Annotated in this window: 28 protein-coding genes and 1 pseudogene; 17 read left to right on the top strand and 12 right to left on the bottom strand. The window is 61.4% G+C overall.

All coding sequences use genetic code 11. From position 1 onward, the window contains the following. The 7 genes and pseudogenes from VN623_RS13465 to VN623_RS13435 all read left to right on the top strand — a co-directional run. Positions 1–293 (top strand): hypothetical protein (locus VN623_RS13465; RefSeq protein WP_325571736.1); only part of this gene is annotated, 293 nt, incomplete at its 5' end. Between the two features lie 15 nt (positions 294–308). Further along, a pseudogene (locus VN623_RS13460) lies at positions 309–1,019 on the top strand (TonB-dependent receptor domain-containing protein); the annotation flags it as partial. A gap of 57 nt (positions 1,020–1,076) precedes the next feature. Beyond that, positions 1,077–1,778, top strand: coding sequence for a CoA transferase subunit A (locus tag VN623_RS13455; RefSeq protein ID WP_325571734.1), 702 nt, complete (start codon positions 1,077–1,079; stop codon positions 1,776–1,778). Beyond that, positions 1,778–2,404: a CoA transferase subunit B gene (locus VN623_RS13450; protein ID WP_325571732.1), complete on the top strand. Its 627-nt coding sequence runs from the start codon at positions 1,778–1,780 to the stop codon at positions 2,402–2,404. Before VN623_RS13455 ends, VN623_RS13450 begins: the two co-directional genes overlap by 1 nt. 529 nt (positions 2,405–2,933) lie before the next feature. After that, positions 2,934–3,815, top strand: coding sequence for a ParA family protein (locus tag VN623_RS13445; RefSeq protein WP_325571730.1), 882 nt, complete (start codon positions 2,934–2,936; stop codon positions 3,813–3,815). A 15-nt stretch (positions 3,816–3,830) separates the two neighbouring features. Then, the gene (locus tag VN623_RS13440; protein ID WP_325571728.1) at positions 3,831–4,193 is read left to right on the top strand and encodes a hypothetical protein; all 363 of its coding nucleotides are present in this window, start codon (positions 3,831–3,833) and stop codon (positions 4,191–4,193) included. A gap of 60 nt (positions 4,194–4,253) precedes the next feature. Further along, a complete protein-coding gene (locus VN623_RS13435; protein ID WP_325571726.1) occupies positions 4,254–5,198 on the top strand; it encodes an aldo/keto reductase in 945 nt (314 codons plus the stop codon). Here the strand turns inward: VN623_RS13435 and VN623_RS13430 are convergent. After that, on the bottom strand, positions 5,195–6,040 hold the full coding sequence (locus tag VN623_RS13430; RefSeq protein WP_325571724.1) for an LD-carboxypeptidase: 846 nt from the start codon (positions 6,038–6,040) through the stop codon (positions 5,195–5,197). The genes VN623_RS13435 and VN623_RS13430 overlap by 4 nt on opposite strands. 47 nt (positions 6,041–6,087) lie before the next feature. Here VN623_RS13430 and VN623_RS13425 point away from each other — a divergent pair, with 47 nt between their 5' ends. Genes VN623_RS13425 through VN623_RS13415 form a run of 3 tightly spaced genes read left to right on the top strand, consistent with a single transcriptional unit; the run spans position 6,088 to position 9,672 of the window. Then, a complete protein-coding gene (locus VN623_RS13425) occupies positions 6,088–7,500 on the top strand; it encodes a UDP-N-acetylmuramate--L-alanine ligase (RefSeq protein ID WP_325571723.1) in 1,413 nt (470 codons plus the stop codon). Then, positions 7,497–8,918 carry an MFS transporter gene (locus tag VN623_RS13420; protein ID WP_325571721.1) on the top strand — a complete coding sequence of 474 codons (1,422 nt, stop codon included), beginning with the start codon at positions 7,497–7,499 and terminating at the stop codon, positions 8,916–8,918. Before VN623_RS13425 ends, VN623_RS13420 begins: the two co-directional genes overlap by 4 nt. A 10-nt stretch (positions 8,919–8,928) precedes the next feature. After that, the gene (locus VN623_RS13415; RefSeq protein WP_325571719.1) at positions 8,929–9,672 is read left to right on the top strand and encodes an SDR family oxidoreductase; all 744 of its coding nucleotides are present in this window, start codon (positions 8,929–8,931) and stop codon (positions 9,670–9,672) included. On the opposite strand, the gene VN623_RS13410 is transcribed toward VN623_RS13415, so the two are convergent. From VN623_RS13410 to VN623_RS13400, 3 genes are read right to left on the bottom strand one after another with little or no spacing between them, the layout of a single operon-like run. Continuing rightward, positions 9,669–9,911 (bottom strand): GIY-YIG nuclease family protein, encoded by a 243-nt coding sequence (locus VN623_RS13410; protein ID WP_325571717.1) that lies wholly within the window; start codon positions 9,909–9,911, stop codon positions 9,669–9,671. The genes VN623_RS13415 and VN623_RS13410 overlap by 4 nt on opposite strands. 1 nt (position 9,912) lies before the next feature. After that, complete coding sequence (gene dusB / locus VN623_RS13405; RefSeq protein ID WP_325571715.1) at positions 9,913–10,923, bottom strand: tRNA dihydrouridine synthase DusB; 1,011 nt, start codon at positions 10,921–10,923, stop codon at positions 9,913–9,915. Beyond that, positions 10,923–11,411, bottom strand: a complete 489-nt coding sequence (locus tag VN623_RS13400) for an FKBP-type peptidyl-prolyl cis-trans isomerase (protein ID WP_325571713.1) — start codon at positions 11,409–11,411, stop codon at positions 10,923–10,925. Before VN623_RS13400 ends, dusB begins: the two co-directional genes overlap by 1 nt. A gap of 130 nt (positions 11,412–11,541) precedes the next feature. Here VN623_RS13400 and VN623_RS13395 point away from each other — a divergent pair, with 130 nt between their 5' ends. Together VN623_RS13395 and VN623_RS13390 are read left to right on the top strand one after the other, a co-directional pair. Beyond that, positions 11,542–12,294 (top strand): PIG-L deacetylase family protein, encoded by a 753-nt coding sequence (locus tag VN623_RS13395; RefSeq protein ID WP_325571711.1) that lies wholly within the window; start codon positions 11,542–11,544, stop codon positions 12,292–12,294. A gap of 75 nt (positions 12,295–12,369) precedes the next feature. Further along, a complete protein-coding gene (locus VN623_RS13390; protein ID WP_325571709.1) occupies positions 12,370–13,278 on the top strand; it encodes a formylglycine-generating enzyme family protein in 909 nt (302 codons plus the stop codon). 3 nt (positions 13,279–13,281) lie between these two features. On the opposite strand, the gene VN623_RS13385 is transcribed toward VN623_RS13390, so the two are convergent. The 7 genes from VN623_RS13385 to VN623_RS13355 all read right to left on the bottom strand — a co-directional run bounded on the left by VN623_RS13385 (position 13,282) and on the right by VN623_RS13355 (position 20,094). Next, positions 13,282–14,064, bottom strand: a complete 783-nt coding sequence (locus tag VN623_RS13385) for a hypothetical protein (RefSeq protein WP_325571707.1) — start codon at positions 14,062–14,064, stop codon at positions 13,282–13,284. 56 nt (positions 14,065–14,120) lie between these two features. After that, the gene (locus tag VN623_RS13380) at positions 14,121–15,356 is read right to left on the bottom strand and encodes an acyl-CoA dehydrogenase family protein (protein WP_325571705.1); all 1,236 of its coding nucleotides are present in this window, start codon (positions 15,354–15,356) and stop codon (positions 14,121–14,123) included. Positions 15,357–15,500: 144 nt separating this feature from the next. Continuing rightward, positions 15,501–16,391 (bottom strand): PEP-CTERM sorting domain-containing protein, encoded by an 891-nt coding sequence (locus VN623_RS13375; protein ID WP_325571703.1) that lies wholly within the window; start codon positions 16,389–16,391, stop codon positions 15,501–15,503. Between the two features lie 153 nt (positions 16,392–16,544). Then, positions 16,545–17,492, bottom strand: a complete 948-nt coding sequence (locus VN623_RS13370) for a hypothetical protein (RefSeq protein ID WP_325571701.1) — start codon at positions 17,490–17,492, stop codon at positions 16,545–16,547. 28 nt (positions 17,493–17,520) lie between these two features. Beyond that, complete coding sequence (locus tag VN623_RS13365) at positions 17,521–18,423, bottom strand: SGNH hydrolase domain-containing protein (protein WP_325571700.1); 903 nt, start codon at positions 18,421–18,423, stop codon at positions 17,521–17,523. Continuing rightward, positions 18,360–19,499, bottom strand: coding sequence for an acyltransferase (locus tag VN623_RS13360; protein WP_325571698.1), 1,140 nt, complete (start codon positions 19,497–19,499; stop codon positions 18,360–18,362). Before VN623_RS13360 ends, VN623_RS13365 begins: the two co-directional genes overlap by 64 nt. A 43-nt stretch (positions 19,500–19,542) precedes the next feature. After that, entirely contained in the window at positions 19,543–20,094 is a 552-nt protein-coding gene (locus VN623_RS13355) for a hypothetical protein (protein ID WP_325571696.1), read from the bottom strand. 269 nt (positions 20,095–20,363) lie between these two features. Here VN623_RS13355 and VN623_RS13350 point away from each other — a divergent pair, with 269 nt between their 5' ends. From VN623_RS13350 to VN623_RS13335, 4 genes are all read left to right on the top strand, one after another. Next, positions 20,364–20,966 (top strand): PEP-CTERM sorting domain-containing protein, encoded by a 603-nt coding sequence (locus VN623_RS13350; protein WP_325571695.1) that lies wholly within the window; start codon positions 20,364–20,366, stop codon positions 20,964–20,966. Positions 20,967–21,181: 215 nt separating this feature from the next. Further along, complete coding sequence (locus VN623_RS13345; protein WP_325571693.1) at positions 21,182–22,930, top strand: tetratricopeptide repeat protein; 1,749 nt, start codon at positions 21,182–21,184, stop codon at positions 22,928–22,930. A gap of 464 nt (positions 22,931–23,394) precedes the next feature. Next, the gene (locus VN623_RS13340) at positions 23,395–23,724 is read left to right on the top strand and encodes a PEP-CTERM sorting domain-containing protein (RefSeq protein ID WP_325571691.1); all 330 of its coding nucleotides are present in this window, start codon (positions 23,395–23,397) and stop codon (positions 23,722–23,724) included. A 159-nt stretch (positions 23,725–23,883) separates the two neighbouring features. After that, positions 23,884–24,939: a cupin-like domain-containing protein gene (locus tag VN623_RS13335; protein WP_325571689.1), complete on the top strand. Its 1,056-nt coding sequence runs from the start codon at positions 23,884–23,886 to the stop codon at positions 24,937–24,939. A 45-nt stretch (positions 24,940–24,984) separates the two neighbouring features. On the opposite strand, the gene VN623_RS13330 is transcribed toward VN623_RS13335, so the two are convergent. Beyond that, positions 24,985–25,830: a 2OG-Fe(II) oxygenase gene (locus VN623_RS13330; protein ID WP_325571687.1), complete on the bottom strand. Its 846-nt coding sequence runs from the start codon at positions 25,828–25,830 to the stop codon at positions 24,985–24,987. Positions 25,831–26,135: 305 nt separating this feature from the next. Between VN623_RS13330 and VN623_RS13325 the strand changes: the two genes are divergently transcribed. Next, a partial coding sequence (locus tag VN623_RS13325; RefSeq protein WP_325571685.1) for a hypothetical protein occupies positions 26,136–26,410 on the top strand: 275 nt, incomplete at its 3' end.

The following is a 26,410-nucleotide window of genomic DNA, read 5'->3' as shown; positions in this document are numbered from 1 at the left end:
ATTTCCTGCTCTCGGCCGGCCACTTCACGCAACGTCGCGTCAGTGGCGGAAAGACCGCCGTCGGCGGTCTCTATGCCGAAGTCGCGACCCGCTTCGACGACTGGTTGCTCACGGCCGGTGTCCGCGGCGATCAATGGGCTTCGACGGGTGGTCACCTGATCCAGACGGCGCTCGCGACCGGCATCGTCTCGGTCAATCAACACACGCCCTCGAAGAGCGGCATCGTACCGACGGCGCGGCTCGGCGTACGCCGCGACCTCGAACAGGGCCTCTATGTGCGCTCCGCCGCCTAAGCCGGCTTTCGCGCGCCGAGCTTGAACGAACTCTTCCGGCCCTTCCGCCTTGGCAACAACATCACCGAAGCCAATCCGGATCTGTCGCCGGAGAAAATTTACGGCGCCGAAATCGGCTTCGGTCAGACGGCAGAGACATTCGGCTGGGACGTGACGGGATTCTACAATCAGCTGCATGGTGCGATCACCAACGTCACGGTCGGGCATGGTCCGCTGATTGTTCCGGGGCTGGGCATGGTGCCGGCCGGCGGACTTCTCATCCAACGGCAGAATGCCGGCAACATCGACGCGGTCGGCATAGAGACCGAAGCGCACTGGCAGGCGACCGACTGGCTCGTCTTCCAGGCCGGGCTGGATTATGTCGATGCCGAAGTGCGCGGCGGCACCGCCGCACCGCAGCTGACGGGAAAACGTCCGGCCCAGGCCCCGCGCTTGACGTTGACCGGCGGGTTTCGCGCCACGCCCCTCGAGGACCTGACGATCACGGCGGATATGCGCCACGAAAGTACGCGCTTCGCCGACGATCAGAACACGCTCGACCTTGGCTCCGCCACGACCGTCGATGCGCGGATCTCCTATCGCCTGTGGCAGGGACTTTCCGCCTACCTCGCCGGCGACAATCTCTTCAACGAGCCGGTTGCCACGACCGAGAGCGCCGATCCGATCCCCATTGTGAGCCGGGCGGCGCCCAGAATCATTCGCGGCGGCTTCTCCTGGTCGGAATAACGGGCGCGCTTCGGCGATACTCAAGCTATAGTCGTGTCATCCAACAGCAGGTCCGACATGAACAAGGTCTATCCCGATCCCAAATCGGCGCTCGACGGGCTTCTCTTCGACGGCATGACGATCATGTCGGGGGGCTTCGGGCTTTGCGGCATTCCGGAGAAATTGATCGCCGCCTTGCAAGGGTCCGGCGTGAAGAACCTCACCGTGATCTCGAACAATGCCGGGGTCGATGATTTCGGGCTCGGGCTTCTGCTGCAGACGCGCCAGATCAAGAAGATGGTCTCGTCCTATGTCGGCGAGAACGAGACCTTCGAGCGGCAATATCTCGCCAAGGAACTGGAGCTCGAGTTCAATCCGCAAGGCACGCTGGCGGAACGCATCCGCGCCGGGGGCGCGGGTATTCCGGGCTTCTACACCAAGACGGGCGTCGGCACGCTGATTGCCGAAGGCAAGGAGCATAAGGAGTTCGACGGCGAGACCTATATTCTCGAGCGTGGGCTTGTCGCCGATCTTTCGATCGTCAAGGCGTGGAAGGGCGACGCCCAGGGCAATCTCGTTTTCCGCAAGACGGCGCGCAACTTCAATCCGATGATGGCGACGGCCGGAAAGGTCACGGTTGCGGAGGTCGAAGAGCTGGTGCCGGTCGGAAAACTCGATGCCGATGGGATCCACACACCGGGCATCTTCGTGCAACGCATCGTCGTCGGCCACGATTACGAAAAGCGCATCGAGAAACGGACCATCAGGGAGACCGCGTGATGGCTTGGACACGCGACGACATGGCAAGGCTCGCGGCGCGCGAATTGCGCGACGGATTCTACGTCAATCTCGGCATCGGCATTCCGACGCTGGTCGCGAACTACATTCCCGCCGGCATGGACGTCACGCTGCAGTCGGAGAACGGCATGCTGGGCATGGGTCCGTTCCCGCGCGAGAACGAAGTCGATCCCGATCTCATCAACGCCGGCAAGCAGACGATCACCGAACTCGACCGCACGTCTTATTTCTCCTCGGCCGACAGTTTCGCGATGATCCGGGGCGGGCACATCGATCTTTCGATCCTGGGCGCGATGGAGGTGTCGCAAGCCGGCGACCTCGCCAACTGGATGGTGCCCGGCAAATTGGTGAAGGGCATGGGCGGCGCGATGGATCTCGTCGCCGGCGTGAAGCGCTGTATCGTGACGATGGATCACACCGACAAGGCGGGCAATTCCAAACTGCTCAAGGAATGCACCTTGCCGTTGACAGGGAAGGCCTGCGTCGATCGCATCATCACCAATCTCGGCGTCTTCGACGTGGTCAAGGGCGGCTTGCACCTGGCCCAGATCGCGCCTGGCGTGACACGCGAGGAGATCGCCGCCAAGACGCAGGCGGTGCTGATTTAGCCATTTCCCGTAAACGGGAAAAGAACACCAACCTCATCCTGACTTTGTCGAAAGATGAGCGTTGGATAAGTTTTTCCGCTAACCCAGCGTCTTTTGTAGCAAGGCATTGAATTCTCTCTCGCGTATTTATTCGCGAGCGCCCCACTTATCCGCATTCCCGTGACGCTGTCCCGCTCCTATCTCTTTCTCTCATGGTGAAGGAGGATGAAATTAGATTCAGGCACGGGCGATGACGCTGGAGCTGACGGGGGAGGGGTATGACAAAGTCGAAAACGAATAAAGCCAACAATCGCAGGGGCTAGAGCGTTTCTTACGCGACTTTTGTGAGGATAAGTTCGGGCGGCCGGTGTCTCAAGCTGGACCATGCGACCGTCAAACGTCCCTCGAGGTGTTCCGGCGCGGGACTTGCGACAGTTCGACGAAAATACAAGCCAAATGTCATGCTCCCGGTTCAGCGTGATGTAACGCGTGATCGCTCTAATGGCTGGCAATTCTGTGTCGGCGCGGGATCATCCGCCGAAAGGGACCAATGCATGTTCTCGTGATGGCCTCGCAAAAGGGGGGCTCGGGCAAGACGACTCTGTCAGGCCATCTCGCAGTGGAGGCGGACAAGGCGAACATCGGCCCGGTGGCGCTGATCGACACCGACCCGCAGGGCAGCCTCTCGCATTGGTGGAACGCGCGCGAGGCGACCTCGCCGCACTTTGCCAAAGTCCATCTCATGCAATTGGGCGAAGCGCTCGAAGAGCTGCGCAAGGGCGGCATCAAGCTCGCCGTCGTCGATACGCCGCCGGCGGTGACCGATTCGATCTCGCAAGTCGTGGCGCATGCCGATCTCGTGGTCATCCCGACGCGGCCCAGCCCGCACGATCTGCGCTCCGTTGGCGCCACGGTCGACATTGCCGAGCGTCACGGCAAGCCGCTCGTCTTCGTCATGAACGGCGCGACGGCGCGCGCGCGCATCACCGGCGAAACCGCGGTCGCTTTGTCGCAACACGGCACGGTCGCGCCGATCACGCTGCATCATCGCGTCGACTTCGCCGCCAGCATGGTCGATGGGCGCTCGGTCGGCGAGGTGATGCCGAAGTCGCAGTCCGCCAAGGAAGTGCGCGATCTTTGGACGTATCTGCAGGACAGGCTCTCGCGTCTCACGCACGACACCAAGTTCCTGCCCGATGTGCGGCCCGATCTCTCGATCGAGGCGCTGACGTCGCTGACCGAAGAGCCAGTCGAGACAGGTCCGGAAGCGAACAGCGTGCCCGAACCCGTTGCTGTCCCGGAACCGGCGGCGGAAACGGCACCGATCCGCGAGCGCCGCGCGCTTGGCGAGCGGCGCACGAACTTTGCGACATTTGGCGGCGTGGAACGACGGACCCATCCTTTTGGGCGCCGCGCGCAAGATCGCAATTAGCAACCGAGGTACAAGGTGAGCCAACCACGATTCATGCCGGTGACGTCGAGCCTGTTGGCTCGCAAGGGCGATGCAGTGCCTTCGGCGCTCGCAGCCAAGCCGTCGCTCCATTGGTCCGAGGAGAAGTCGCTTCCGCCGCTCGTATCGAACGACACGTCGGCCGAAGCGCCGGCGCCCAAGCCGCATCGCATGGTGGTGACACTCTCTGCTTCGGAGTTCGAAAAGCTGGGCATTGCCGCGGTCAAAAAGAATGTCACGCGGCACCAGATCGTGCGCACCGCGCTCGAACTCCATCTCGAGCGGCTGAGGCGCGAATTCTGCGATTGCGGCTGCATGGCTGTCGACGGTTCCTGCCTGCAAGGCTGCGGCGCGGGCTGAAGACGCAGCACCTTGGCTCGTGCGCCGGTTGCGCTAAGCTCCCAGCCGGGAGCAAAGCCTATGCATTACAAAATTCTCGGCCGGACCGGACTCAATGTCAGCGTCGCGGGTCTCGGCTGCGGCGGCCATAGCCGGCTTGGCCAAACCTACGGCAACACGCTCGCGCAAAGCGCCGATGTCGTCAGGGCCGCGCTCGATCTCGGCATCAACTTCATCGACACCGCCGCCGCCTATGGCACCGAGAAGATCGTGGGCGAAGCGGTACGCGGCCGGCGTGACAAGGTCATCATCTCGACCAAGACCGGCATCGCCTCCTGGACCGATCCCAACGCCGGGCCGTTCACGGGTGCACAGGTGCTCGAACATCTCGACAAAAGCTTGTCCAGGCTCGGCACCGACTATGTCGATGTCTACAACTTGCACGGCATCGTCGCGGCGCAGCTCGACTATGTCGGCGCCGAGATTGTGCCGGCGCTTCTTAGGGCGCGCGAACAGGGCAAGATCCTGTTCCTCGGCATCACCGAACATTTCGGCGCCGATACCGACCACCGGATGCTGTCCGCGGCGGTGCCGAGCGGTGTCTGGGACGTCGTGATGGTCGGCTTCAATCTGCTCAATCCCTCGGCGCGCCGAAACGTGCTGCGCCTGACGCAGGCGCACGGTGTCGGCGTGCAGAACATGTTCGCGGTGCGCCGCGCGCTCAGCAGTCCCGAGGGTCTCAAAGAGGCGCTCGATACGATCGAGAAAGCCGGCCAGCTCGATCGCAGCAAGCTCGATGCCACCGATCCGCTCGGGTTTCTGAAGACGGACACGGACGGCATCGTCGATGCCGCCTACCGCTTCTGCCGCCACGAGCCCGGAATTCACATCGTTCTCACCGGCACGGGCAAGATCGAACATCTGAAGGAGAACGTCGCATCCATCAATCGCGGCGCGCTGGCGTCGAAGACGCTGGCGAAGCTGGAAGAGCTATTCGGCCAGGTTGACTCGGTCTCGGGAAACTAGCCCGGCATGTCCTTCAGAAATCCGAACGGCACGATCTTGTTCTCGGCATCGTGGCCGATGTCGCCGCGACCGAGATAAGGGATGCCGGCCACCGTGCACCAATGCTGCATGATTTGTTCGGGAGTCTGGCCGAATTCCGGATCGTTGGACGGAATGTCGCTGCAGCGTCCGAGCCGCACGCCGGCGGCGCGCCTTAGGGTTTCGTCGCTCACGATATGAACCAGCGAACGGTCGATGGCATAGAGATGTTCGGAGACTTCTTCCAGCATCAGCACATGGTTGGAGAGATCGGGCATGAGCCTGGTGCCGATCAGATGGCTCAGAATCGTCATGTTGAACGCTGCGGTCGGATGCTTGCCGTCGATCGTCGGCTCGAGCGCAGCGGCATCGCGGTCCGCCAGAAAGGACAGGGCGCGCTTGACGGCGTCTTCGCCGCCGACGCGCCTGACGTCATGCGGAATGGGTCCGTGAGCGGCGTGATAGCCGTGGCGATAAAGCCCCGCCAGCAGGAAGGCGCCGTCGCTGTAACCAAGATAGAGCTTGCGACGCGCGGCGGCGTGCAGGCGCTCAAGCACGCCTTCGGCGATGCGTCCGCTGCCATAGCCGCCGCGGGCGAACCAAACGGCGGAGAAAGCCTCATCGTTGGCGACCTCGACGAAGGCATTCATCCGCGTCTCGTCGTCGCCGGCAAAGTGACCGCTCGCAAGGAAACATTGCGGATGAAAGACAAGCTTGACGCCCGGATACGCCGTCCGCGCGATTTCCTGGACACGCTCGGCCGTCTCCGGTTCCAGACGCGAGGCGGGCGCAACCACCGCGATTTTCACCTTGCCGTCGCGCATGTGTCCCGTCGCTTGTCACGTCGCAAAACGGCTTATAGCGTCCGCTGATGAATCCAGACAGGCCTTATTTCCTGTGCGGCATCGGCGGAAGCGGAATGCTGCCGCTGGCCCTCATCCTGCGTGCGCGCGGCGCAAGGGTCATGGGCTCCGACCGTGCGCTCGACCAAGGCCGCCTCAGTGAGAAGTTCGATTATCTGCGCGCCAATGGCATCGAATTGTTCGCCCAGGATGGATCGGGGATCACCGGCGAGATGATCGTCGTGACCTCATCGGCGGTCGAAGAAACTGTTCCGGATGTCATGGCCGCGCGGCAAAAGGGCGCCAAGCTGATGCTGCGCGCGGCGCTGCTCGCCGAACTTTTCAATGGCGCACCCAACGCGATCGGCGTCGCCGGCACCAGCGGCAAGTCGACGACAACGGCAATGCTCGGTTGGATCCTGCACGCCAGAGGCCGCGATCCGACTGTGATGAACGGCGCGGTGATGAAGAACTTCATCTCGCCCAAGGCGCCATTTGCCAGCGCCCTTGTCGGCAAGAGCGATCTCTTCGTCAGCGAGGTCGATGAAAGCGACGGCTCGATCGCCTGGTTCAGCCCGCGCGTGGCGGTCCTGAACAACATTGCCCTGGACCATAAGGCAATGGCGGAGCTGCGCGAACTTTTCCGCGGCTTTGTCGCCAGATCGGAGCTCGCGATCCTCAACCTCGACAATGCCGAGACAGCAGCGTTAACCGCCGGGCGCGCGGCAAAACTTTCTCTGACCTACAGCCTCAGCAATGCGAAGGCTGATCTCCTGGCAAGCGCGATCGAACCATTGCCGGACGGCATCGCATTCGAGGTGAGCGAGCGCAACGCCGCGAAACCGGAGAAGGTGAGGCTTCGCGTGCCGGGGCGGCACAATGTCTCGAATGCGCTGGCTGCGATCGGCGCTGCGCGCGCGGCCGGCGTGACGCTCGCCGAATCCGTCTTTGCACTGGGAGAGTTCAGCGGTGTTCGCCGCAGGCTCGAAATTGTCGGCAGCGCGGGCGGCGTGACCGTGATCGACGACTTCGCGCACAATCCCGACAAGATCGCAGCCACGCTCTCTACTTTGCACGACTTCGCGGGCCGCCTGCTTGTCATGTTCCAGCCGCATGGCTTTGGGCCACTGCGGCTGATGAAGGATGCACTGATCGACTGTTTTGCCGCCAATTTGCTCGCAGATGACATATTGCTGATGCCGGAGCCGGTCTATTTCGGCGGTACCACAGACCGCAGCGTCTCGAGCATCGACATCATCAAGGGAGTTGCGGCCCGCGGCCGCGCTGCCCATGTCTATTCCGATCGTGCAGAATTGGGCCGCCGCCTCGTCGAACTGGCGCAACCTGGCGACCGTATCGTTGTGATGGGCGCGCGCGACGACACGCTTTCGCAATTCGCCGCTGAATTGCTGACGCAAGTTGGGCAGCTGAGGACACTATGAAAAGTGCAGGAACGGTCGCGCAAAGACTCTCGCTCGTCTCGGTGGTCACGTTCTCGGTTGCGACGTTTCCGGTTTCCGCGCTGGGCGTTGCGCTTTTCGTCTACCTGCCGCCCTATCTCGCGGGTCATCTCGGCGTCGCGCTGACAGCGATCAGCGGGACCTGGGCCATGGTTCGGATCGTCGATCTGTTCGTCGATCCGGTCCTCGGCCACATGATGGATCGGACGCGCACTCCGCTTGGCCGTTATCGCGCCTGGCTCGGCTCCGGCGTGCCCGTTGTGATGCTTGCCGTCTACATGCTCTTCATGGCGCCGAAAGGCATCGGCGCGTTCTATCTGCTGGTCTGGCTCTTCGTGCTTTATATCGGCAATTCCATCCTGACGCTGTCGCAGTATGCCTGGGGTGCAACGCTGGCGACGCAATATCACGAGCGTTCGCGCGTGTTCGGAATCCTGACCGCGGTGGGCGTGGCTGCGGGCGTCATCACGTTGCTCATTCCGATCGTTGCTCCGGCACTCGGTTTCAGCAACGCCCAGGGCGTTCAGGCGATGGGCTGGTTCGTCATCCTGGTCGCACCGATCTCGGTCGGGCTGACAGTATGGCGAACACCGGAGCGCATCAGCAAGGATACGCATCCGCAATTCGCGCTGGTCGACTATCTCGACATCGCGCGCAAGCCGGAGGTCATTCGTCTCTTTCTTTGCCAGATGGCGTTGACGCTCGGACCGGGTTGGATGAGTGCGATGTATCTTTTCTATTTCAAGGATGTGCGCGGCTTCAGCACGCAGCAGGCCACGATTCTTCTGCTGATCTATATCCTGGCGGGCGTGATCGGTGCGCCGCTGACGGCGCGCGCCGCGTCACGATTTGGAAAGCACCAAACCTTGATCGCCACCACCACGGCTTTTTCGCTCGGACTATTCTCGGTTTTCGTGATTCCCGTGGGCAATGTTCTGGCAGCGGTCCCGGTAATGCTGTGGTGCGGATTCATGGCGGCAGGCTTCGGGTTGATGATCAACGCCATGATGGCCGATGTCGGCGACGAAATCCGACTCCATCAGGGCAAGGAGCGGATCAGTTTGCTCTATGCCGTCCTGACCTTCGCCTCGAAGATCGCCGCCGCGGCCGCGATCAGCGTCACCTTCATCCTGCTCTCACGCGTCGGCTATAACGCGGCCGAAGGCGCCCACAATACCGCGCAAGCGTTGAACGGCCTCGAATGGGTGTTTCTGTCGGGGCCCATCGTCTTCGTCATGTTGGGTGGGCTTTGCGTCGTCGGCTGGAAACTCGATGCCGACCGTCATGCCGGTGTGCGTGCTGAGCTCGATGCGCGCGATGCAGCGCTTGCGGAGGCACCAATCCTGTCGGCGGTTTCCACGGCACAACCGCACATCTCGCTATCGTCGGAACCGCGCTGAGAGGGTCAAAATGCAAAAGGTGGCGATCGTAACCGGAGGAGGGAGCGGCATCGGTCGGGCGGTGGCGCTGGCACTTGCCGGTGTCGATTACGCCGTAATGCTCGCCGGCCGCCGCCTCGGTGCATTGAACGAAACCGTCTCGCTCGCGCCAGGAAAGTCGATGCTGGCAGTTCCGACCGACGTCACCGATGCCAAGTCGGTCGCGGCGCTGTTCGAGCGCACGCAGGAAGAATTCGGCCGGCTGGATCTGCTGTTCAACAATGCGGGCACGGGCGCGCCACCCGTGGCGATGGAGACGCTCACGCTGGCGCAGTGGCAAGCGGTCGTCGACACCAACCTGACAGGCCCTTTTCTCTGCACGCAGGCGGCGCTGCGCATGATGAAGTCGCAAACGCCGCGCGGCGGACGCATCATCAATAATGGATCGATCTCCGCACACGCCCCGCGGCCCAACTCCGCGCCCTACACGGCGACAAAACACGCGATCACGGGCCTGACCAAGGCGACAGCGCTCGACGGGCGCGCCTTCGACATCGCCTGCGGCCAGATCGACATTGGTAACGCGGCGACGCCGATGACGGCGCGCATGGCGAAGGGTGTGCCGCAAGCCAACGGTATGCTCGAGCCGGAGCCGACCATGGATGTCGAGGCCGTGGCGCGGGCCGTGCTCTACATGGCAAGCCTGCCGCTTGACGCGAATGTGCTATCCATGACCGTGATGGCGACGAAGATGCCTTTCGTCGGCCGCGGTTAGCGCAGGCGCAACAGTTTGCGAAACTGGCGGTCTCGCTTCAGGAAAACTTCGCGGCGCATCGCGGCATTGCGCGTGCGGTAGCGCTCCGCATAGACCAAGATCCACTGACTGCCGCGCGTCGTTCTGGCGCCTGAACCCACGTTGTGCTGCTCGAGACGCCGCTCCAGGTCGAGTGTCCAGCCAACATAGGTTCTCGCCGGCTTTCGCACGCTCAATAGGACATAGACGAAGGCAGCCACGTCAGGCCGCGAGTGCGCATTCGGCGCCGGACCACAGCGCGATGAGTTCGGACTCGATCTCTCTGGGCGAGGTCAGACGGCATAGACGCGACTTGGCGGCACGTCTCAGCGCAGCGCTCAAGGGATAGGGCGCGCGCTCGACATACCAGCCGAGATGCTTGCGAAAGATCCTCACGCCATGCAGATCGCCGTGAAACTTGAGGCTGTCGCGAAAGTGCTCCAGTACGATGCCAAATCTGGTTGCAAGGCTCGGCTCGACCAGCGCTCGGCCCTCCGACAACGCCTTGTCGAGAGCCGCCGCGATCCAGGGTCGGCCGTAGGCGCCGCGGCCGATCATGATCGCGTCCGCGCCTGAAGCCTGCAGAGCCTGGCGCGCCGAATGCGCATCCACGATATCGCCGTTGACGATCACCGGCAGCCGCGTCGCTGCCTTCACGTCTGCCACGGAGCGCCAGTCGGCTATTCCGCTGTAGAATTGATTGCGGGTGCGGCCATGCACGGTGATCGCTTGCACGCCGGCACGCTCGGCGCGAACCGCGAGTTCCGGTGCGTTCCTGGTCCGCTCATCCCAGCCAAGCCGCATCTTGAGGCTCACCGGCCGCCGCGTTGCGTTCACGACCGCGGCAATCAAGCGCTCGGCCTCGTCAAGGTCGCGCATCAGGGCCGAACCGGAAAGCGCGCCCGTCACCTCCTTAGCCGGACAACCCATGTTGATGTCGATGATGTCTGCGCCGGCCGCTTCCGCCATCTTTGCCCCATGCGCCAACCACCGCGCCTCGCGACCGACGAGTTGGATCACCGTCAGCGGCAAGCCTTCGCCGACGGCGGCTCGGCGCACGACATCGGGTCGGCCGCGCGCAAACAATTCGCAGGCCACCATCTCGGTTGCGACATAGGGTGCGCCGAGCCGCGACGCTGCGCGACGGAATGGGAGATCGGAAACGCCCGTCATCGGCGCAGTCAGAACGCGCCCTTTGATGGGCACGCCGCCAATGTTGAAACCGGCCGCCATTAATGGCCCGTGTGCGCGACGGAAATCAGCTTCATGTCGAAGACGAGTGTCTGGTTGGGTCCGATGTCAGCGCCGGCACCCGCTTCTCCGTAGCCGAGCTTCGAAGGAATCACGAGTTGCCACTCGTCGCCCTCATGCATGAGCTTCAACGCCTCAACCCAGCCGCGGATGAGCCGGCCGGCGGGAAAGCTTGCGGTGCGGCCGGACTCTGTCTGGTCGAAGACGTGGCCGTCGATCGTCCAGCCTTTGTAGGTCACGGTCACGGTGTCATCAGGCCCGTGGATCTGTTTGCCGTGACCCGCGGTCAAGACCTTGTATTGAAGGCCGCTTGCCGTGGTAACGACGCCGGGTTGTCGCGCATTCTCGGCGAGGAATTTCTGGTTGGACTGCGGGGTCAGATCATACGTCATGTCAGCCTTCGTTTGTGTGTTGAATCCACTCATCAACGTGGCAAATGCCAGGGTCGCAAGGGCAAGTTTCGCGTTCATCAAACAGAACCTTTGTTGGATCTCTGCAGCGGCTTAGAGCGCGTTTGCGGCTCATCGCGCAAGAGCCAGCGCGTTGTTGGGGTTTCTTTCGCCGGTTTGCGCGTCCAACGGTCCTTGGCAATGATGGGCCATGAAACGCATTTTGGCGGTCCACGCCCACCCCGACGATGTTGAAGTCCTTGGCGCCGGCACGCTTGCCTTGCTGGCGGAAGGCGGCAACCACGTCACCATCGTCACGATGACCGCCGGGGATTGCGGCTCGGTCGAGATGGATTTGGCCGAGACCGCACGCGTGCGAAAGCAAGAGGCGGCGGCAGCAGCCGTCATCATCGGCGCCGACTATCTCTGTGCGGGGTTCGGCGATCTTTGCGTCTTCAATGACGATCAAGCGCGACGCCGCACGACCGAACTCGTGCGCGCAGCCCGGCCGGACATCGTCATCACCGCTTCGCCAGTCGACTATCATCCCGATCATGAGGCGACGAGCATGTTGGTGCGCGATGCGCTCTTTGCCTCCTCGGTACCGAACTACGAGACCGGGCCGGCGGCCGCCCTCGCAGCCATTCCCCATCTCTACTTCATGGATCCGATCGAAGGCCGCGACCGCTCCGGCATCCGCGTCACACCCGATTTCGGCGTCGACATCACGGCGAAGTTCGAGACGAAATCCCGGATGCTCGCCGCGCATGCGAGCCAACGCAACTGGGTTCTGAAGCAGCACGGCATCGACGATTACATGCTCTCCATGAAGAAGTGGGCCGCCAAGCGTGGCAACATGTTCGGCGTCACCTATGCGGAGGGCTTCCGGCAATACACGGGTACGCCTTATCCGCGGACGAAGCTGCTCCAGGATCTGGTGGGCGAAGCGCTCCTGCTTCCTTGAACGCACGCTGTCGTGATCGTCTTGCGATACTCGCAACCTGTACCTAGGGTTCGTCAGCACCAACCATCGCTCCCAATGTCACTGCACCATCGCGCCTCGCTCCTGGTCCTTCTCCTCGCCATTTTCATCGGCTTTCCCGTCGCTGCCGAGGAGCACAAGGACCGAGAGTTTCGCGAGTGTCCGGACTGTCCGCTGATGGTCGGCATCCCGGCAGGCACGTTCGTGATGGGCAGCCCCGCGAGCGAGCCTGGCCGCTTCGATGCGGAAGGGCCCGAGCATCGCGTCGCCATTCGCGCGTTCGCCTTGGGCAAATTCGATGTCACGACGGCAGAGTTTCTCATCTTCCTGCGCGAGAGCGCCTATCAGCCGGCGCCGTGCAATGAAACGCTGACGCTTGGCTGGCAATCGCCCGGCAACGGGCGCGCCTATCCGCGTTCCGACGCGGAGCCTCCGACTTGGCCCGCGACCTGTGTCAGCTGGAAAGATGCCCAAGCCTATATCGCCTGGCTGAACGCCAAGGTGCGTGCAGCCAATCCGTCGCGTGGGCGCGGCGCCGGCCCGTACCGGCTGCCGAGCGAAGCGGAATGGGAATATGCCGCGCGCGGGGGCACAGCGACGGCGCGCTGGTGGGGAAATTCCATCGGCTCCGACAATGCGAACTGCAATGGCTGCGGCAGCAAGTCCGACGACCGCGTCCTGACAGACGTCGATGGCTTCGCCCCCAATCCATTCGGCCTTTACGGCATGCTCGGCAATGCCTGGCAGTGGACCGCCGATTGCTGGCACAAAAGCTATGTCGGCGCGCCGGCGGATGGCCGCGCCTGGCTCGGCGATGATTGCGGCAAGCATGTCTTGCGCGGCGGTTCGTTCGACAATGTCCCCATTTTTGTTCGCTCTGCCGCGCGAACCGCAGGTGGCGGCGAGAAGAGCGCCTACGACTATTCCAGCCTGGCGGGCTTCCGGGTGGCGCGCACGCTTCCCTGACGCCTATTGCAGCGCGTCGCGTGGATTGAAGTTCAATACCATGTCCATCACCTCGGCATAGTTTCCGGCAGGAAGCGGCACCGGCGAGGAAAGCAGAACGGCGTTGCGGGCGCTGAGCGCGATGTCGCGAAAGACGGCATCGGTGCGATAGCGCTCCTTGTCGATGATTTCCGCCTTCTCGATTTTGCCGTCGCGCGTCATCACGACACGTATCGCAATCTGAAATCGGCGAGCGCCAAGGGTGTGGAGATCGAGGCTCCAGTGCCGCACGACCTGCTGACGCACGAAGTCGCGCACGCTGTAGGCGGCCTGGTCTCCGGCAGCCGCGGCGTCGCTGGTCGAGGTCACGTCGGATTGTCCCGAATTGTCGATCACGCGCGGCGCAGTATCCGGCTGCCTCAGTCGGGCGAGCGCGCGCAATTTGGCGTCGAGATTGTCGAGCGGCGCGGGCTTTGTGCCGTTCGGCGAAGTGCCTTCCGGTGGCACCGGACTTGCCTCCTCCTGCTTCCTGGTCGGAACGCGCTTCTGTTGCGGCACGACGGACTTCAAGGTTGCGGGCGGAGACGTGGTTTCTTCTCCGAATTGCACGACGTCAACGGGAACGACGCTCAGCGCGGTTGGTCGCGCCGGCGCAGCGAACTGCATGTGCATCAGGATGATCAGCGCGACGAGGAGCCCATGCAGGAGAAGTGCGGACGCCAGCCCGGGTCCGGTTTCGCGCGCGTGTTTCCTGGCCGCTCCGAGAAGGGCGCGGACGTCCGCTTCAGTCGCAAAAGCAAACTGCATTCCCGGCCGGCTCCGGATGGCGCCGGCGCCCGTCAGAGGGCGCCGCGCATCCGATCTTAGAGCAGATCGCCGCCCGCCGCCGATGCAGTCGTCCCGAATTGTTTGTAAGCCTTGATGACGTTACGGCCCGTGGTCCAGCGGTGCACCTCGTCAGGTCCATCAACCAGGCGCTGCGAACGGATGTGTGTGTACCAGGCCGCGAGCGGCGTATCCATGCTATAGCCGAGCGCGCCATGCAGCTGGATCGCGGTGTCGACAACCTTGTGCACCATGTGGGCGAGGAACACCTTGGCGATCCCGTTCTCCTGACGCAGATCCAATCCCTTCTCCGCCTTGTAGGCGATGTGCATCAGCATGAGCCGCGCGATGTAGAGCTCGCTGGCACAGTCGGCGAGCATGAATTGCACGCCCTGGCGTTCCGACAATGGCTTGCCGAATGTGCTGCGGCTCGTGACATGCTTGACCGCCATGTCTAGCGCGCGTTGCGCCATCGCGACGTTGTGCATGCCGTGACGCAGTCGGCCATAGGCGAGGCGATGCTGGCCCATGTTGAAGCCATTGCCGACGCCGCCCAGAATATTGTCCGCCGGCACTTCGAGGTTTGAGATTTCGATTTCCGCGTGACCGCCACCCAGAATGTGCGACAGCGGTCCCTCGATTCCCATTGTCTTGATATTGCGCTTGATCTTGTAGCCGGGGTTCGGCAGCTCCACGAGGAACGTGCTGAACTGCTGGTGGCGCGGTGCATCCGGATCGGTCTTTGCCATCACCAATGCAATGTCGGCGACGCTCGCCGCACTCGAAAACCACTTCTCGCCATTCAGAACGTAAGTGTCGTTGCCCTTCTTCTCGGCCCGCGTCTGCATGCCGGTTGCATCCGCTCCGGCCGCTTTTTCCGTCATCGAATAGCAAATGCGCTTTTCACCGTTCAGCAGCGGCTTGAGGAATTTCTCTTTTTGGTAGTCCGTGCCGTTCTGCAGGAGCGTGAGCATGGTCGCGTCGTCGGGACCTTGCGTGTTCATCGACAAGGCACCGAGATAGCTTTCCCCAAGTTCCATCTGCACGAGCGCATTGGCGAGCGGGCCGAGCCCCATGCCGCCATGCTCTTTCGGAATGAACGGGCACCACAGGCCCTGGGCGCGGGCCTTCTTGCGCAGCGCTGCCAGCGTCTCCTTGTAGTCGGCGCCGGCGAGCAGCTTCTTCTCCGCCGGAATGCATTCGTCATGGACCCATTGGCGCACCCTTTCGCGCATGGCCTTGGCTTCGGCGGGGATTTCGAAATTGAGCGACATAGGTAGTTCCTTTCCACGAATTTCTTTGCCGCGACTGTAGCGGGGGCCAACGAAGCCCGCCATCGCTTCCGCATGCGGGAAAGGGTGACGCTACGTCGAGTGGAAGGAGCCGATTTGTCGGGTATTCGTAACTTGGAGCCGGGCTTAGCGGCGCGTTTGCCGACGAAGCTTGCGCCTTGCTGCCATAGCGGCGATGCCGGCGCCAAAAAGCGTCAGCGTCGCGGGCTCCGGCACGGACACCAGGTTCGGGTTGGCTGACGGCGCATCGCAGGAGACGCCGCTGCAGCCCTGATCACCCCCGGTGGGGCCGTTTGTGTCGCATGCGGCCGGATTGTTCAGCGAACAGCCTCCGTTCGGATCGTTGACGCCGTTGCCGGTATCGCCGTTCGTTCCGCCGTTTTGACCGTTGTCCGCACCGCCGCCGTCATTCGAGCCACCGTTCTGACCGCCGTTGGAACCATTGTTCTGTCCGCCGTTGGAACCGCCGCCTTGGTCGCCATTCGAGCCGCCGCCATTGCCGGCTCCCTGATCGCCGCCGGAATTCCCGCCATTGCCGTCGTTGTTGGAGCCGGAGTTGCCCGACGAGCCGTTGCCGTCATTGCCCGCGCCGCCAGTTCCGCAGTTGCCCGAGTTGCCGGTGCCGGTCGTTCCTGTTCCGGAGTTGCCGGTGGAACCCGAGTTGCTCCCGGTGTTTGTCCCGCCATGGTTGCCGTGGCCGTGGGAGGGTCCGTTCGTGCTGCCGCCGCCGGAATGGCTGTGGTTCGTGTGACCCGTCGAGCCGCCGGTTGCGCCACCAGTCCCCGTGCTGCCACACGAACCGCCTGTTCCACCTTGAGAGCCGCCTGTGGAGCCGCCGTTCGAATGGCCGTGATTGCCGTGATTGTTGGTTCCGCCGGTCGAACCGTTCGATGTGTGCGTAGGCGGCGACGAAGAACTGCCATTGCCGCCGGATGCCGCTGCCGGCAGTGCGACCATCAACGGCAGAACAAGGCCGAATGCTGCGGTGGCTTTCAGAACGGCATTCAGAGGACGCATTTGAGCCTCAGGGTTAACCATTATGAGCAACGGACGTACGCAAGTCGGCGCCCATGTAGCGAGAGACGGCGAGCGCTGGCGAGCAGAATCAGAATTGCTAGTAAATGAGTTTGGTAAACGCGCGGCGTCCTTAGGCGCGTTCTCGGCGGCGGATCAGCTCTGCTGTTTTGTAAACTGGCCGCTGACGCTGCCCCAGCCTTTGAGACGCGGAGGCAGCGGACCTGTGTATGTGCAGCCGGAGAGAATGAGCGTCGCGGCAGGGTCACCCGACAGGATCATCCCGCCCGTTTTCGTCCCATCATGAAAGATCTCATTCGTGATGGTCACGATATTGCCGACCTCGATGTTTTTGGTGCTCTCCATGGCATAGGCGATGAAGTTTTGGTTTGCTGCCTCTTTCGGCAACGTCATGCTGCCGTTCGATATGCTGAGCTGTCCGCCGTCGGAGATGTCATAGGCTGCGCCTTCGCCGCCGGTCAGGTGATGACAGCCGAATGAAATCGTATGCATGGCACGGCTCTTCACCTCATGCCCGCCCTTGCACGACGCCGTGGTGAGGTTCGTCATTCTGAAGAACGCCGTTGGATGTCCGCTGACATATATATTGTGCGTTTGTCCGGTGCCGCTGCCGTTCTCGTGGATGTAACCGCCATCGATCTCAACCTCCGAACGAAGTGTGCGAACACCGTCTTGGCAGTTAAAGATCTCGACATTTGAAAGTTTGATGGATGTGCCTGGTCCCGCGTAGACGCCGGCAGCGTTGCCCCCGATCAAGTCCGAAACCGATGCGTTGGCGATCGCCAAATTGGAAATTGCCACACCTGGTACGGATACGAACAGAATTCCCTGATTGCTTGTGACCGGGATGCCCATGGCATCCAGGATCGTCTGGCCCGATCCCGCGCCGATCAGGGTGCTGGAGACTTTGATCTCGGTCGTCCCAATGATCTTCCCAGAAGGAAGCGAGAGAATGCCGCCCGCAACAACGCCGGCTTGAAGTGCGCTCAGCGTCTCCGGCGTCGCCAATTTTCCGTCGATGCGCGCGCCTTCGACTATGGTCATCTCGGGGCTGGCGGTCGTCGTCAAGGTGGTGCCTGTCATCGGAATCCTTTGGCGAATCGAATGGCGGCTACTGCGATATAGCCTTTAACATAAGCGGCTCGATCAACTTGGCTCCGCGTGTGCTCAGATGATGGTTATCGGAGTAGAGAGGTTCACCGTTCAGCTCCAAACTGCATGTTGTTTTACAAAGAATCGAAGCAGGGTCGAGGACCGTCACACCAAACTGAGCGTGAAGTGCATTCATCGTATGGCGGACGAAGCGCTGTCGGTCCTCGAACTCAGCGACTGTCGGACCGGAGAACCGGGCGCCTCCCAGAAGATGCTCCTTCGCCAACAAGGAGGGAACAGCGCGACCGATTTCGGGAATTGAACCCATCAGGACAATACGCTTGCGGGCATCGATGAGTGTGCTCACTGTGCGCGTCAAACCCAACAGAAAAAGTTGATGGTTGTTGGCAGTCGGGTCTTGGTTCCGAGCGTCTTGAAGACTGACGAATTCGCCGGGTTCATCACCATAGTGCGTCCCTTCGGCGTCCAGCGCCCAGCGAGCAATCAAAACAACGGTGTGGACCTTAGAACGCACGGCAAACCGAAGGACATTGCTGTTGAATTCGCGGCAGTCCGGCGTGCTCGGGCGATTAATGTCCAAAAGGGGCGGGCAGCCATTCAATTCGAAGTAGTAGGCGCTCTGCCGTGTTCTATCCAAGGCGGAGGCAATCGCGGGCAGCATGGAATTCGCAATCGAGTCGCCCCAGAAGAGGATGTCCGGCTCTTTGATCGAAGTCGGCCCCACCCGGCAAATTTTGAATTGCCCTTTCTGCTCGCAATTGGTGGGCTCGTGGTAGTCCGAGGCTGCGGCGAGAATGACTTGGACGGGCTTTGGATATCGGCCCGGAAGGCCGCGAGTCAGGACGAGAATCGCGCCGAGAGCGACGACGCCCAGTGTTGAAATCGCCGCGGCGTAAAACAATTCGCGTCGAGAAAGAATCGCACTTCTGCCGCGAAACGGCCGCTCGACAAATCGCCATGACGCGTAGGCGAGTACCCCACAGACGCAGCTATCAAGAGGGCTTTGGAGAGGTCTGTTATGCCGTTCGACGACGCGTATGTCGCGAACACAAGCAGCGGCCAATGCCAGAGATACAGAGAATATGAGATTAGCCCGCCGACGACCAACGGCCGGGCACTGAGAATTGCGTTCACGAGTGACGATCTGTTCGAGCCGGCGAAAATGAGCAGCGCCGTGCCTCCGCACGGAAGGATCGCGCTCAAGCCGGGAAATGGAGTGGACCTTGTGAAGTCGAGCGCAGCCCACCCGATTGCGATCATTCCCATGACGGCGCAGAGGTTCGCGAGCAGCGCATTTGGTGGCTTCAAGTCAGACGTCAGCAGGAAGGCGCCGAGCAGGGGTTCCCAGGCCCGAGCGGGCAAAAGATAAAATGCGGCCGTCGGAGAAGTGCGCAAGACGACGACAGCAATTGCAAGCGACACCGCGCCAAGCGTCGCCAGGATCGGGGCTGCGGACTCGACGCGTCGCAGCCATCGAATGGCGAGTAACAAGGGTGGAAAGAAAAGATAAAACTGCTCCTCGACCGCGAGCGACCAGGTGTGGAGCAAGGGTTTTGAGATGGCTGAGCTGTCGAAATAATTCGCCTCGCGCCAGAACTCGAAGTTCGACGAGAAGAGGGCCGTCGCGAAAAGACTCTCACCGAATTTGATGAGGTCCTCGGGAAAGAGAGTGATCGCGCCGGCGATCGCCGCGAAGAGGAGCGTGGCGCCGAGCGCGGGAAAGATGCGCCTGATCCGCCGCGCATAAAAGTCCAGTATCGAGAAGCGCCGCCCGATGACTTCAGGATAGATGATCGACGAAATGAGGTAGCCGGAGATCACAAAGAAAACGTCGACGCCGACAAACCCGCCGGTCCAAGGCCAAACTCCGTAGTGATAAAAAATCACGATGAAGACGGCGATCGCACGAAGGCCGTCAATGTCGGGTCGATAGTGAATGCGTTCGTGGAGCGCCTGAGGCGTTTTTTCGGACGGCATGGTTCCGTTGCCAAAGTTCGACTTGCCCGACGAAGCTTCTGCTCTAGAGCTTCCGGTCATTCCCCTGATGGGGCATGTATTGTGGCGCTGGAGGCAGCTGATCAGCTTTCGGAGGAACTGGCTCGGACGTTGCCGGAGCGTGAGTTCCCGGAAGAGCTTGTCCCGTATCCTTTGCGCGCTTCACCGAGTCCGGTTCGCCGGCGCTACCGGGACAAAGTTTGGGAGACGTCATGGCTTCGTTCGTCTTGAGGTCGAACCAGACGCCTTGTCGAAGCGCAAATGTTCCACCACTGCCGGCATTTATCGCGCGGTCGGGTTTGCCGGCAACGTACTTGGATCCGGGAGGAGGGCCGGAGGGAAATTCCTTCCCTCTGCCGATGGCCTGAGGCGGCGCCGACGGTTTTCCGTTGGTTCCCGCCACCGAGACGCCGATCCAGTCTCTTTTTCCGCAATCGAAGTAGAAGATGTAGTGATGCATGACGGTTTTGTGCGCCGCATCCGGATAGTCGCCGGCCGCAATTGACGGATTGTTCGGGTCCGAGACGGCGCCTTCGGGAGGAAATTCGGCGCGAGCCGGGGCGACTGCGACAAGCACGAGTGCGCTTAGGCAGGCGAAGGTCCGAGCCTTGCGCTCGTGTCGACCGCTATCGATCACCCCGAACAAGGCCTCGCCGCGTCCTTTTCGAATTTCCTGCAACCTTAGCTTGGACCGGAAACCTTGCACAGTGTTCGGAAGTTATCGGGAAGAGTTCCCATCGCCTTGGATAGACTACGAAGAAGTTCCATCCCTTTGGATCGAAATTGTGATTCAGAGCCGGACGTTTTTGTGCAATAGTCGCGCGGGGTGAGCGCGGGTGGGTCCAGATGAAATTCTCAAACGTATCCAGGACCGCGCTAGCGGCCATTGGGTTTGCCGTCTTGTTCCAAGTGGCGGCGGCGGATGCGAGCACAGTCGTGCTGCCGTTCCCAGGCACGGGGACACTTTATACGAGCGCAGCCGACGGCTCCGGCTTCATTCCCGCCGGCGGCGCCAGCGCCGTCATGTTCACGGCAGGCGACAATGTCGCTCAGACTTTCACGGGGACGGGTGTTACATCAGTCGACTCGCTCAAAGTCGACTTCAACGTCGACGATAACCTGAATGGCGCCAGCGAAGACGTGATCGTCGCCATCAACGGCACGAACATTGGGAGCTTCACCGTTCCCGATGGTGGCGGCAGCGGCGGGATCATCAATTATGCAGTTTCTGTTTTCTTTGCGCCCATCGTGGGTAACGGAACCTACAATTTGACCATGACGCTGCAGGACACAGTCGCCGGCGGAAGCATCGACTTCCTCGACGGAGGCGTCTTTGTCCTCAATGGTGGCGTTCGGGTTGCCGCGCCTGAGCCCATGACGGCATTGCTGTTCGGCGGCGGACTTGCCGGCGCGGCGTTGGTACGGCGCCGCAAGGTTCGACAGTCGTAATCCCCAACGCTCAGAGTCCGTAGGCTGCGTCCGCATGCGCCGCGGCCATGGCACGGTTGTCGCGGATTTTTCAAACCGGCTAGACTTTCGTTACCCTCGACCGGGATAACCTGGTGCGCATGCTCAAAAGACGCCTTTCATCGCTGACGAATGCGCGGTCCGGTGCGTCCCCCATGCGGCTCACTGAGCGCGGCGTGCGAAAATCGCTTCGACTCATGGCCGGCGCCATGCTCACAATTTGCGTGCTGCCGCTTCTCACGCAGTCCGTCGATGCCACCTACGGCAATACGCCCGCGCGTGCGCTACCTTCGCCCAATCCTAAAGTCGTGGGCCTCATTGCCGACGCGCGGAATGCGCTTCGCGAGGACGATGTCAGGCGCGCCCTGACCGACCTGAAGCTCGCGGTCGGCATCGAACCGACAAATCCCACCGTGCTGATGGAACTCGGCGTTGCGTTCAACCGCGCCGGCGCCTTTGCCGATGCGGAAGATACCCTCAGCCGTGCCCGAAGTTTGGGCGCGCCCGACGATCTGGTGCTGGGCCCTCTTTTCGAAGCCATGCTGGCGCGCGGCGAAAATCAGGTCGTGCTCGATCTCTACGCGGATCCGAGCTCGTCCGATCGCAGTCCGCTGGCGGCAACGATTCTGCGCGCACGGGCCGTGGCGCTGGAGGCGCTTGGAGATGACGCCGCGGCTCAAACGGCAATGCAACGCTCTCTCGCAATCCGGCGCGACTACGACGGCCTGATGGCTGCCGCGCGGATCGCCTTTCTGCACGAGAATTGGGCCCAAGCCGACAAGCTCGTTGACGAAGCCCTCGCTCTGGCACCCGGCAATATCAGTGCTCTCGTCTTCAAGAGCGGCGTCGCTTTGAAGCGGAACGACCAGGCTGGGGCGCTCGCTATCGCCGAAAAGCTGGTCGCCGAAAAGCCGCGCAGCCTTGCTGCCCGGCTTGAACGTATCAAGGTTTATCTGTCCGTCGGAATGACCGAAGACGCCAAGCCTGAAGTCGACCGTATCCTGGCGCAGAAGCCCGATCTCGCGATTGCGAACTATTATCGCGCGATCATTCTGGCGCGCCGCGGGAATATGACGGGAGCCTGGGGCGTAGCACATGCGCTGCCGAGCGAGTTTCTGCAATCCGACGTCGAGATTGCCGTCAACGTCGCAAATATGGCGCTGGAAGCCGGCTTCCTGGAAAGTGCGGCGAAGGTATTGAGCGCCACGGTTTTTGCCAATCCGGGTCTTCTTGAGCCGCGTTTGGAACTGGCCGACATTCGACTTCGCCAAAAGAGTCCCCAGTACGCCCTTAATGCTTTGGCGCTGGTAGAGGATTCCAAAGACCCGCGCGTCGCTGTTCTTTTTGCGCGGGCCTATCTGATGTCGAAGCGTCCCACAGAGGCGCAAAACTATATCGCGCGCGCAATCGCACTAGGTGGCGGCGAGGCGTTGGCAGCGCTCGGAAAGGACGTTGCGCTGGCGGGCTTGCGAAGCTGGATTGCGCAGCACCGCGACAATCTTTTGGCGCGTCGACAATATGCCCTCCTGCTGTTGCGGTTTGGCGATCTAAAGGGCGCGCGAGCGCAGTATGAGCAATTGGTACGCGAGCATCCCGACGATGCTCTGGCGTTGAACAATCTCTCCTGGTTGGTCGTGGACGAAGCGCCGGCCAGAGCTCTCGATCTCGCGAAGCGCGCAGTGAAGTTGCAGCCCACTTCGCCCGACTATTGGGACACGCTGGGTTGCATGCAACTGCGTCGATCCGATCCCAAGGGGGCGCTGATTTCTCTAAGGCGGGCCCATCAATTGCAGGGCAACGACGCGGAGATCGCATATCATCTCGCCCTGGCGCTGGATGCCAATGGCGCGCGCGCGGATGCGAAAGCCCTGTTGTCCTCGGTGGCGATGCACGAAGACTTTGCCGATCGTGAGAAGGCTCAACGCTTGTTGGAGACCTGGCGTTAGATCGGCCAGTCGCGGTTCTGAGCCAGATCCATTGTAAGAATATTTTACAAATTCGCGCCAATTCGGGAGGGTGCCGTGGCAGGCTGCACGCTTTATCAATAGGTTAAGGGGTGGCATGATTTATGCTCTAAATTTAGGGCGAGTGAGGTCTGGTGGATATTTTGAAGCCCCGGAATTGTTTGACGTTTGCGGCGGCGTGCGCGGCGTTGTTGTGGATTGCGCCGGCCTCAGCGGGTCTTGTCCGCACCTTGGCTGCCCCTCACGGCTCACATTCGACTGGTGGAAATAACGGTACGATCACCGTGCATCAAACCACTGGTCAACACGGTTCAACTCATGGGCGGCGATCCCGCTCGGGAGGGGATACGGGAACACCGCCGCCTGTTACCTGTACCGACTCTACAACTCCGATCATTCCGGTAAGTGATCCGGTGGTGACACCACCAAGAGGCCGTCACACGCGGGTGGCGAAAACGTCGACCACTATCGACCAGTCGACCACCATCGACCAGGTGGCGCCCGTGATACGCAACACCGGACCCTCTCGGCCGACACACGGGTCACACAGGTCCGGCTCGACGGGAAGCGGTGGCATCACCGATCCGGTGAGTGGCACTGGCTCGTGTCCGCCGCCTCCGCCATTGGTCATTGACGTGCCGACCGGCGACGGACCATCGACACCGACGCCTCCCACCGTGGTAACAGAGGCACCAGAGCCCACGACCTTGCTGATCTTTGGATCGGGCATTGCCGGTGTCGCCGCCTATCGCCGCCGCAAAAAAAGGGCGGCCTGAAAATACACTAAGCCTCGAGACCCATGCCTTTTCGCGGGCGTGACGCCGGTTTCGCGGGACTCTTGAAGAAAAACTTAATCAGAAAGAGCCAGACTTGTAGCGAGACGCCGGCGCGATTTGCGCCTGCGAACGCGACTCGTTGCGAGAGAAGAACGATCGATGAACCGTCCCTTGGCCAAGTTCACGCCACCTCCTCCGCCGGTCAGCTATCGTCCGCTCGACGATGGCTGGCGCCAATGGATCGCCGAAAACCGGCTGCGCGACTGCACGGCCGAATCAGTCATCGCGACGATGGTGGCCGCGGGTGTCCATCCGCACGACGCCCAGATCTCCGTCATGCAAATGGAATCCAATCCAGTGTTTCTCGCGGCGCGAAGGCATCAGGAATTATTGCGAAAGCTCGAATCGGTTGTCGCCAATCAGCAGCGCTTATGGGAGTCCGCTCCACGCTACGCCACGGTTGAAAAGCGCGGCGAAGTGGAAGCTGACGAATTTGTTGAGCGCTATGTGCGTGGCAGTCGGCCATTGGTGCTGACCGGTCTCACCGCCGACTGGCCTGCCATGAAACGCTGGTCGCCAAATTATCTGAAACAGCACTTCGGGCACCTCAGCGTCGAGATTCAGTGCAAGCGGAATTCCGACGCGCGCTACGAAGAAAACAAACTCGATCATCGCGAGGTGCAACTGTGCGGCGATTTCGTTGATCGCGTGGTCTCGGGTGGTCCGACCAACGACTACTATATGACGGCGAACAACGAGGCGCTGCGCCAGCCGGGGTTTGCTCCGTTGCTCGATGACATTGGCAGCCTGCCGCCCATTTGCGATCGCGCGCAACTTTCGCGTTCGTCATCGTTCTGGTTTGGTCCGGCGGGAACGGTGACGCCGCTGCATCACGATACGCTGATGCTTTTCCACACCCAGGTGGTCGGCCGCAAACGCTGGCGGTTCATTTCGCCGCTAGATACTCCGAAGCTGTACAACTTCAACGGTGTCTTCAGTCCCATCGACGTGGACAAGCCGGATTTGAAGCGCTTCCCGTTGTTTGCCGACGTGACGATGCTCGAAGTCGTCGTCGAAGCGGGAGAAACCGTCTTTCTGCCGCTGGGTTGGTGGCATCAGGTGACGTCGCTCGACGTCAGCCTGTCGTTCTCCTTTTCCAATCTCAATATTCCCAATCAGTTCAGCTACGCCAACCCGACCATGCCGGACTGGTGAGGCATCACATGGGATGCGTCGAGATCATCTCAGGGGACGCAATTCTCAGTAGGTGCGTTCACGCAGCCATTTGTTGGCGATGGTTTTGACGCCGCGCACAACCGGAGTGCCGGCGTGCAGCGTGCGCCGGTCAGGAACATGCTGGCTGTCGGTATTCTGGAAGAAAACGGCATTTCCCTTCTTGGGCCAGATTTCGAGGCCGAATTCCGGAAAGGCAGTGGCGCCGCCGCTTTCGACATCGCTTAAATAGATGACGAACGTCGCAAGCCGTTGCCCGCCGCGCTCCATGTGCTTGCGTGGTCCGGGCAGTTCCGGATCGAACCAGTCGAAATGCGGCCGATATTCATTGGTCGCGTCGTATTGTTGGATCTGCAGACCTTCGCTGTGATCGACCGGCCAACGCGCAAGCTGCGCGAGGCGCGCTTCGACACGGCCCACGAGTTCGGTTTCCATCCGTTGGATAAAAGCGCCGCGGCTGGTTCGACTTTGATGCTGCTGAATCGTTCCATCATCGTCATTGACGACCGGTGAGCGTTCGAGACGCGACTGGCAATACGCCGTCAGAGCAGAGGCCTCCTCATCGCTGAGGACATTTCCCAGCAGGACGATGCGCGGAGACGTCAACGTCAGAAGGACATCGACGACGCGATCGGACGTCCGAATGCAATTCGAACGCGTGTCGATGTCGGGCATGGCAGTGAGCGCGAGGGGAGATGACTTGATGCGTCCGTCGCTGGCCTCTTCGATCGCCAAGCGCGCAAGCGCCGGATCAAATTGGCCGTCGCGCACCAGAATCTCAGCCATGCCGTCAGGCTCGCAGGCGCGCGCCAAATTGCCGATGATCCAGTCCTGCCAGGCGTTTGGGAGGGAATTCAGTGCCGTCTTCGCCATGTTCGCTCAGCAGTTATCTGCGCTGGTGCGCCGCGCTCGTCGACGCATGTCTGACATTAGTTGCGGCGCATGAACAGAGCGTAAAAGCGATGAAGGATTTGCTTAAGGCTTTAAGTGTTGTCGCTGACAAGTGTTCGAAGATTTGCAGCGCGCGCGCGGATTTCTTCTCGCGCCCCTGGTTACGGGATTTCCCCAGATCGAAAATTCAAAAGAATCGAACGTCTACGCAACTTTAGCCAAGAAGATAACTACACGTTAAATCGCCGTCTTTAGGCTCACCCGCGATCAGCCACGGGTGTACCCACATGTCGAACGTCCGCAATCTGCTCCTCGCCTGCTCTGCGCTTGCTCCCATTGCCTTGGCGACACCAGCGCATGCGGCGCTCGACTCCGGCCTGCGCGGCGCGATTTTGTCAGATCAGCCCGACGCGCCACGGACGGCAAAAAAACATTTCAAGACGAACGATGATGTAGCCGGCCTTGCATTCGCTGCTGCCCGTTCGGAACTCGATTACAATGTCGCGCGCAATGAAGGGCCGGTCGTTCAAGCCAGGCCCGATGCGTCGAAAAAGAAAAACCG

The organism is Hyphomicrobium sp., assembly GCF_035572195.1.
Lineage (GTDB): Bacteria > Pseudomonadota > Alphaproteobacteria > Rhizobiales > Hyphomicrobiaceae > Hyphomicrobium_B.
This window is presented reverse-complemented; position numbering and strand designations above follow the sequence as displayed.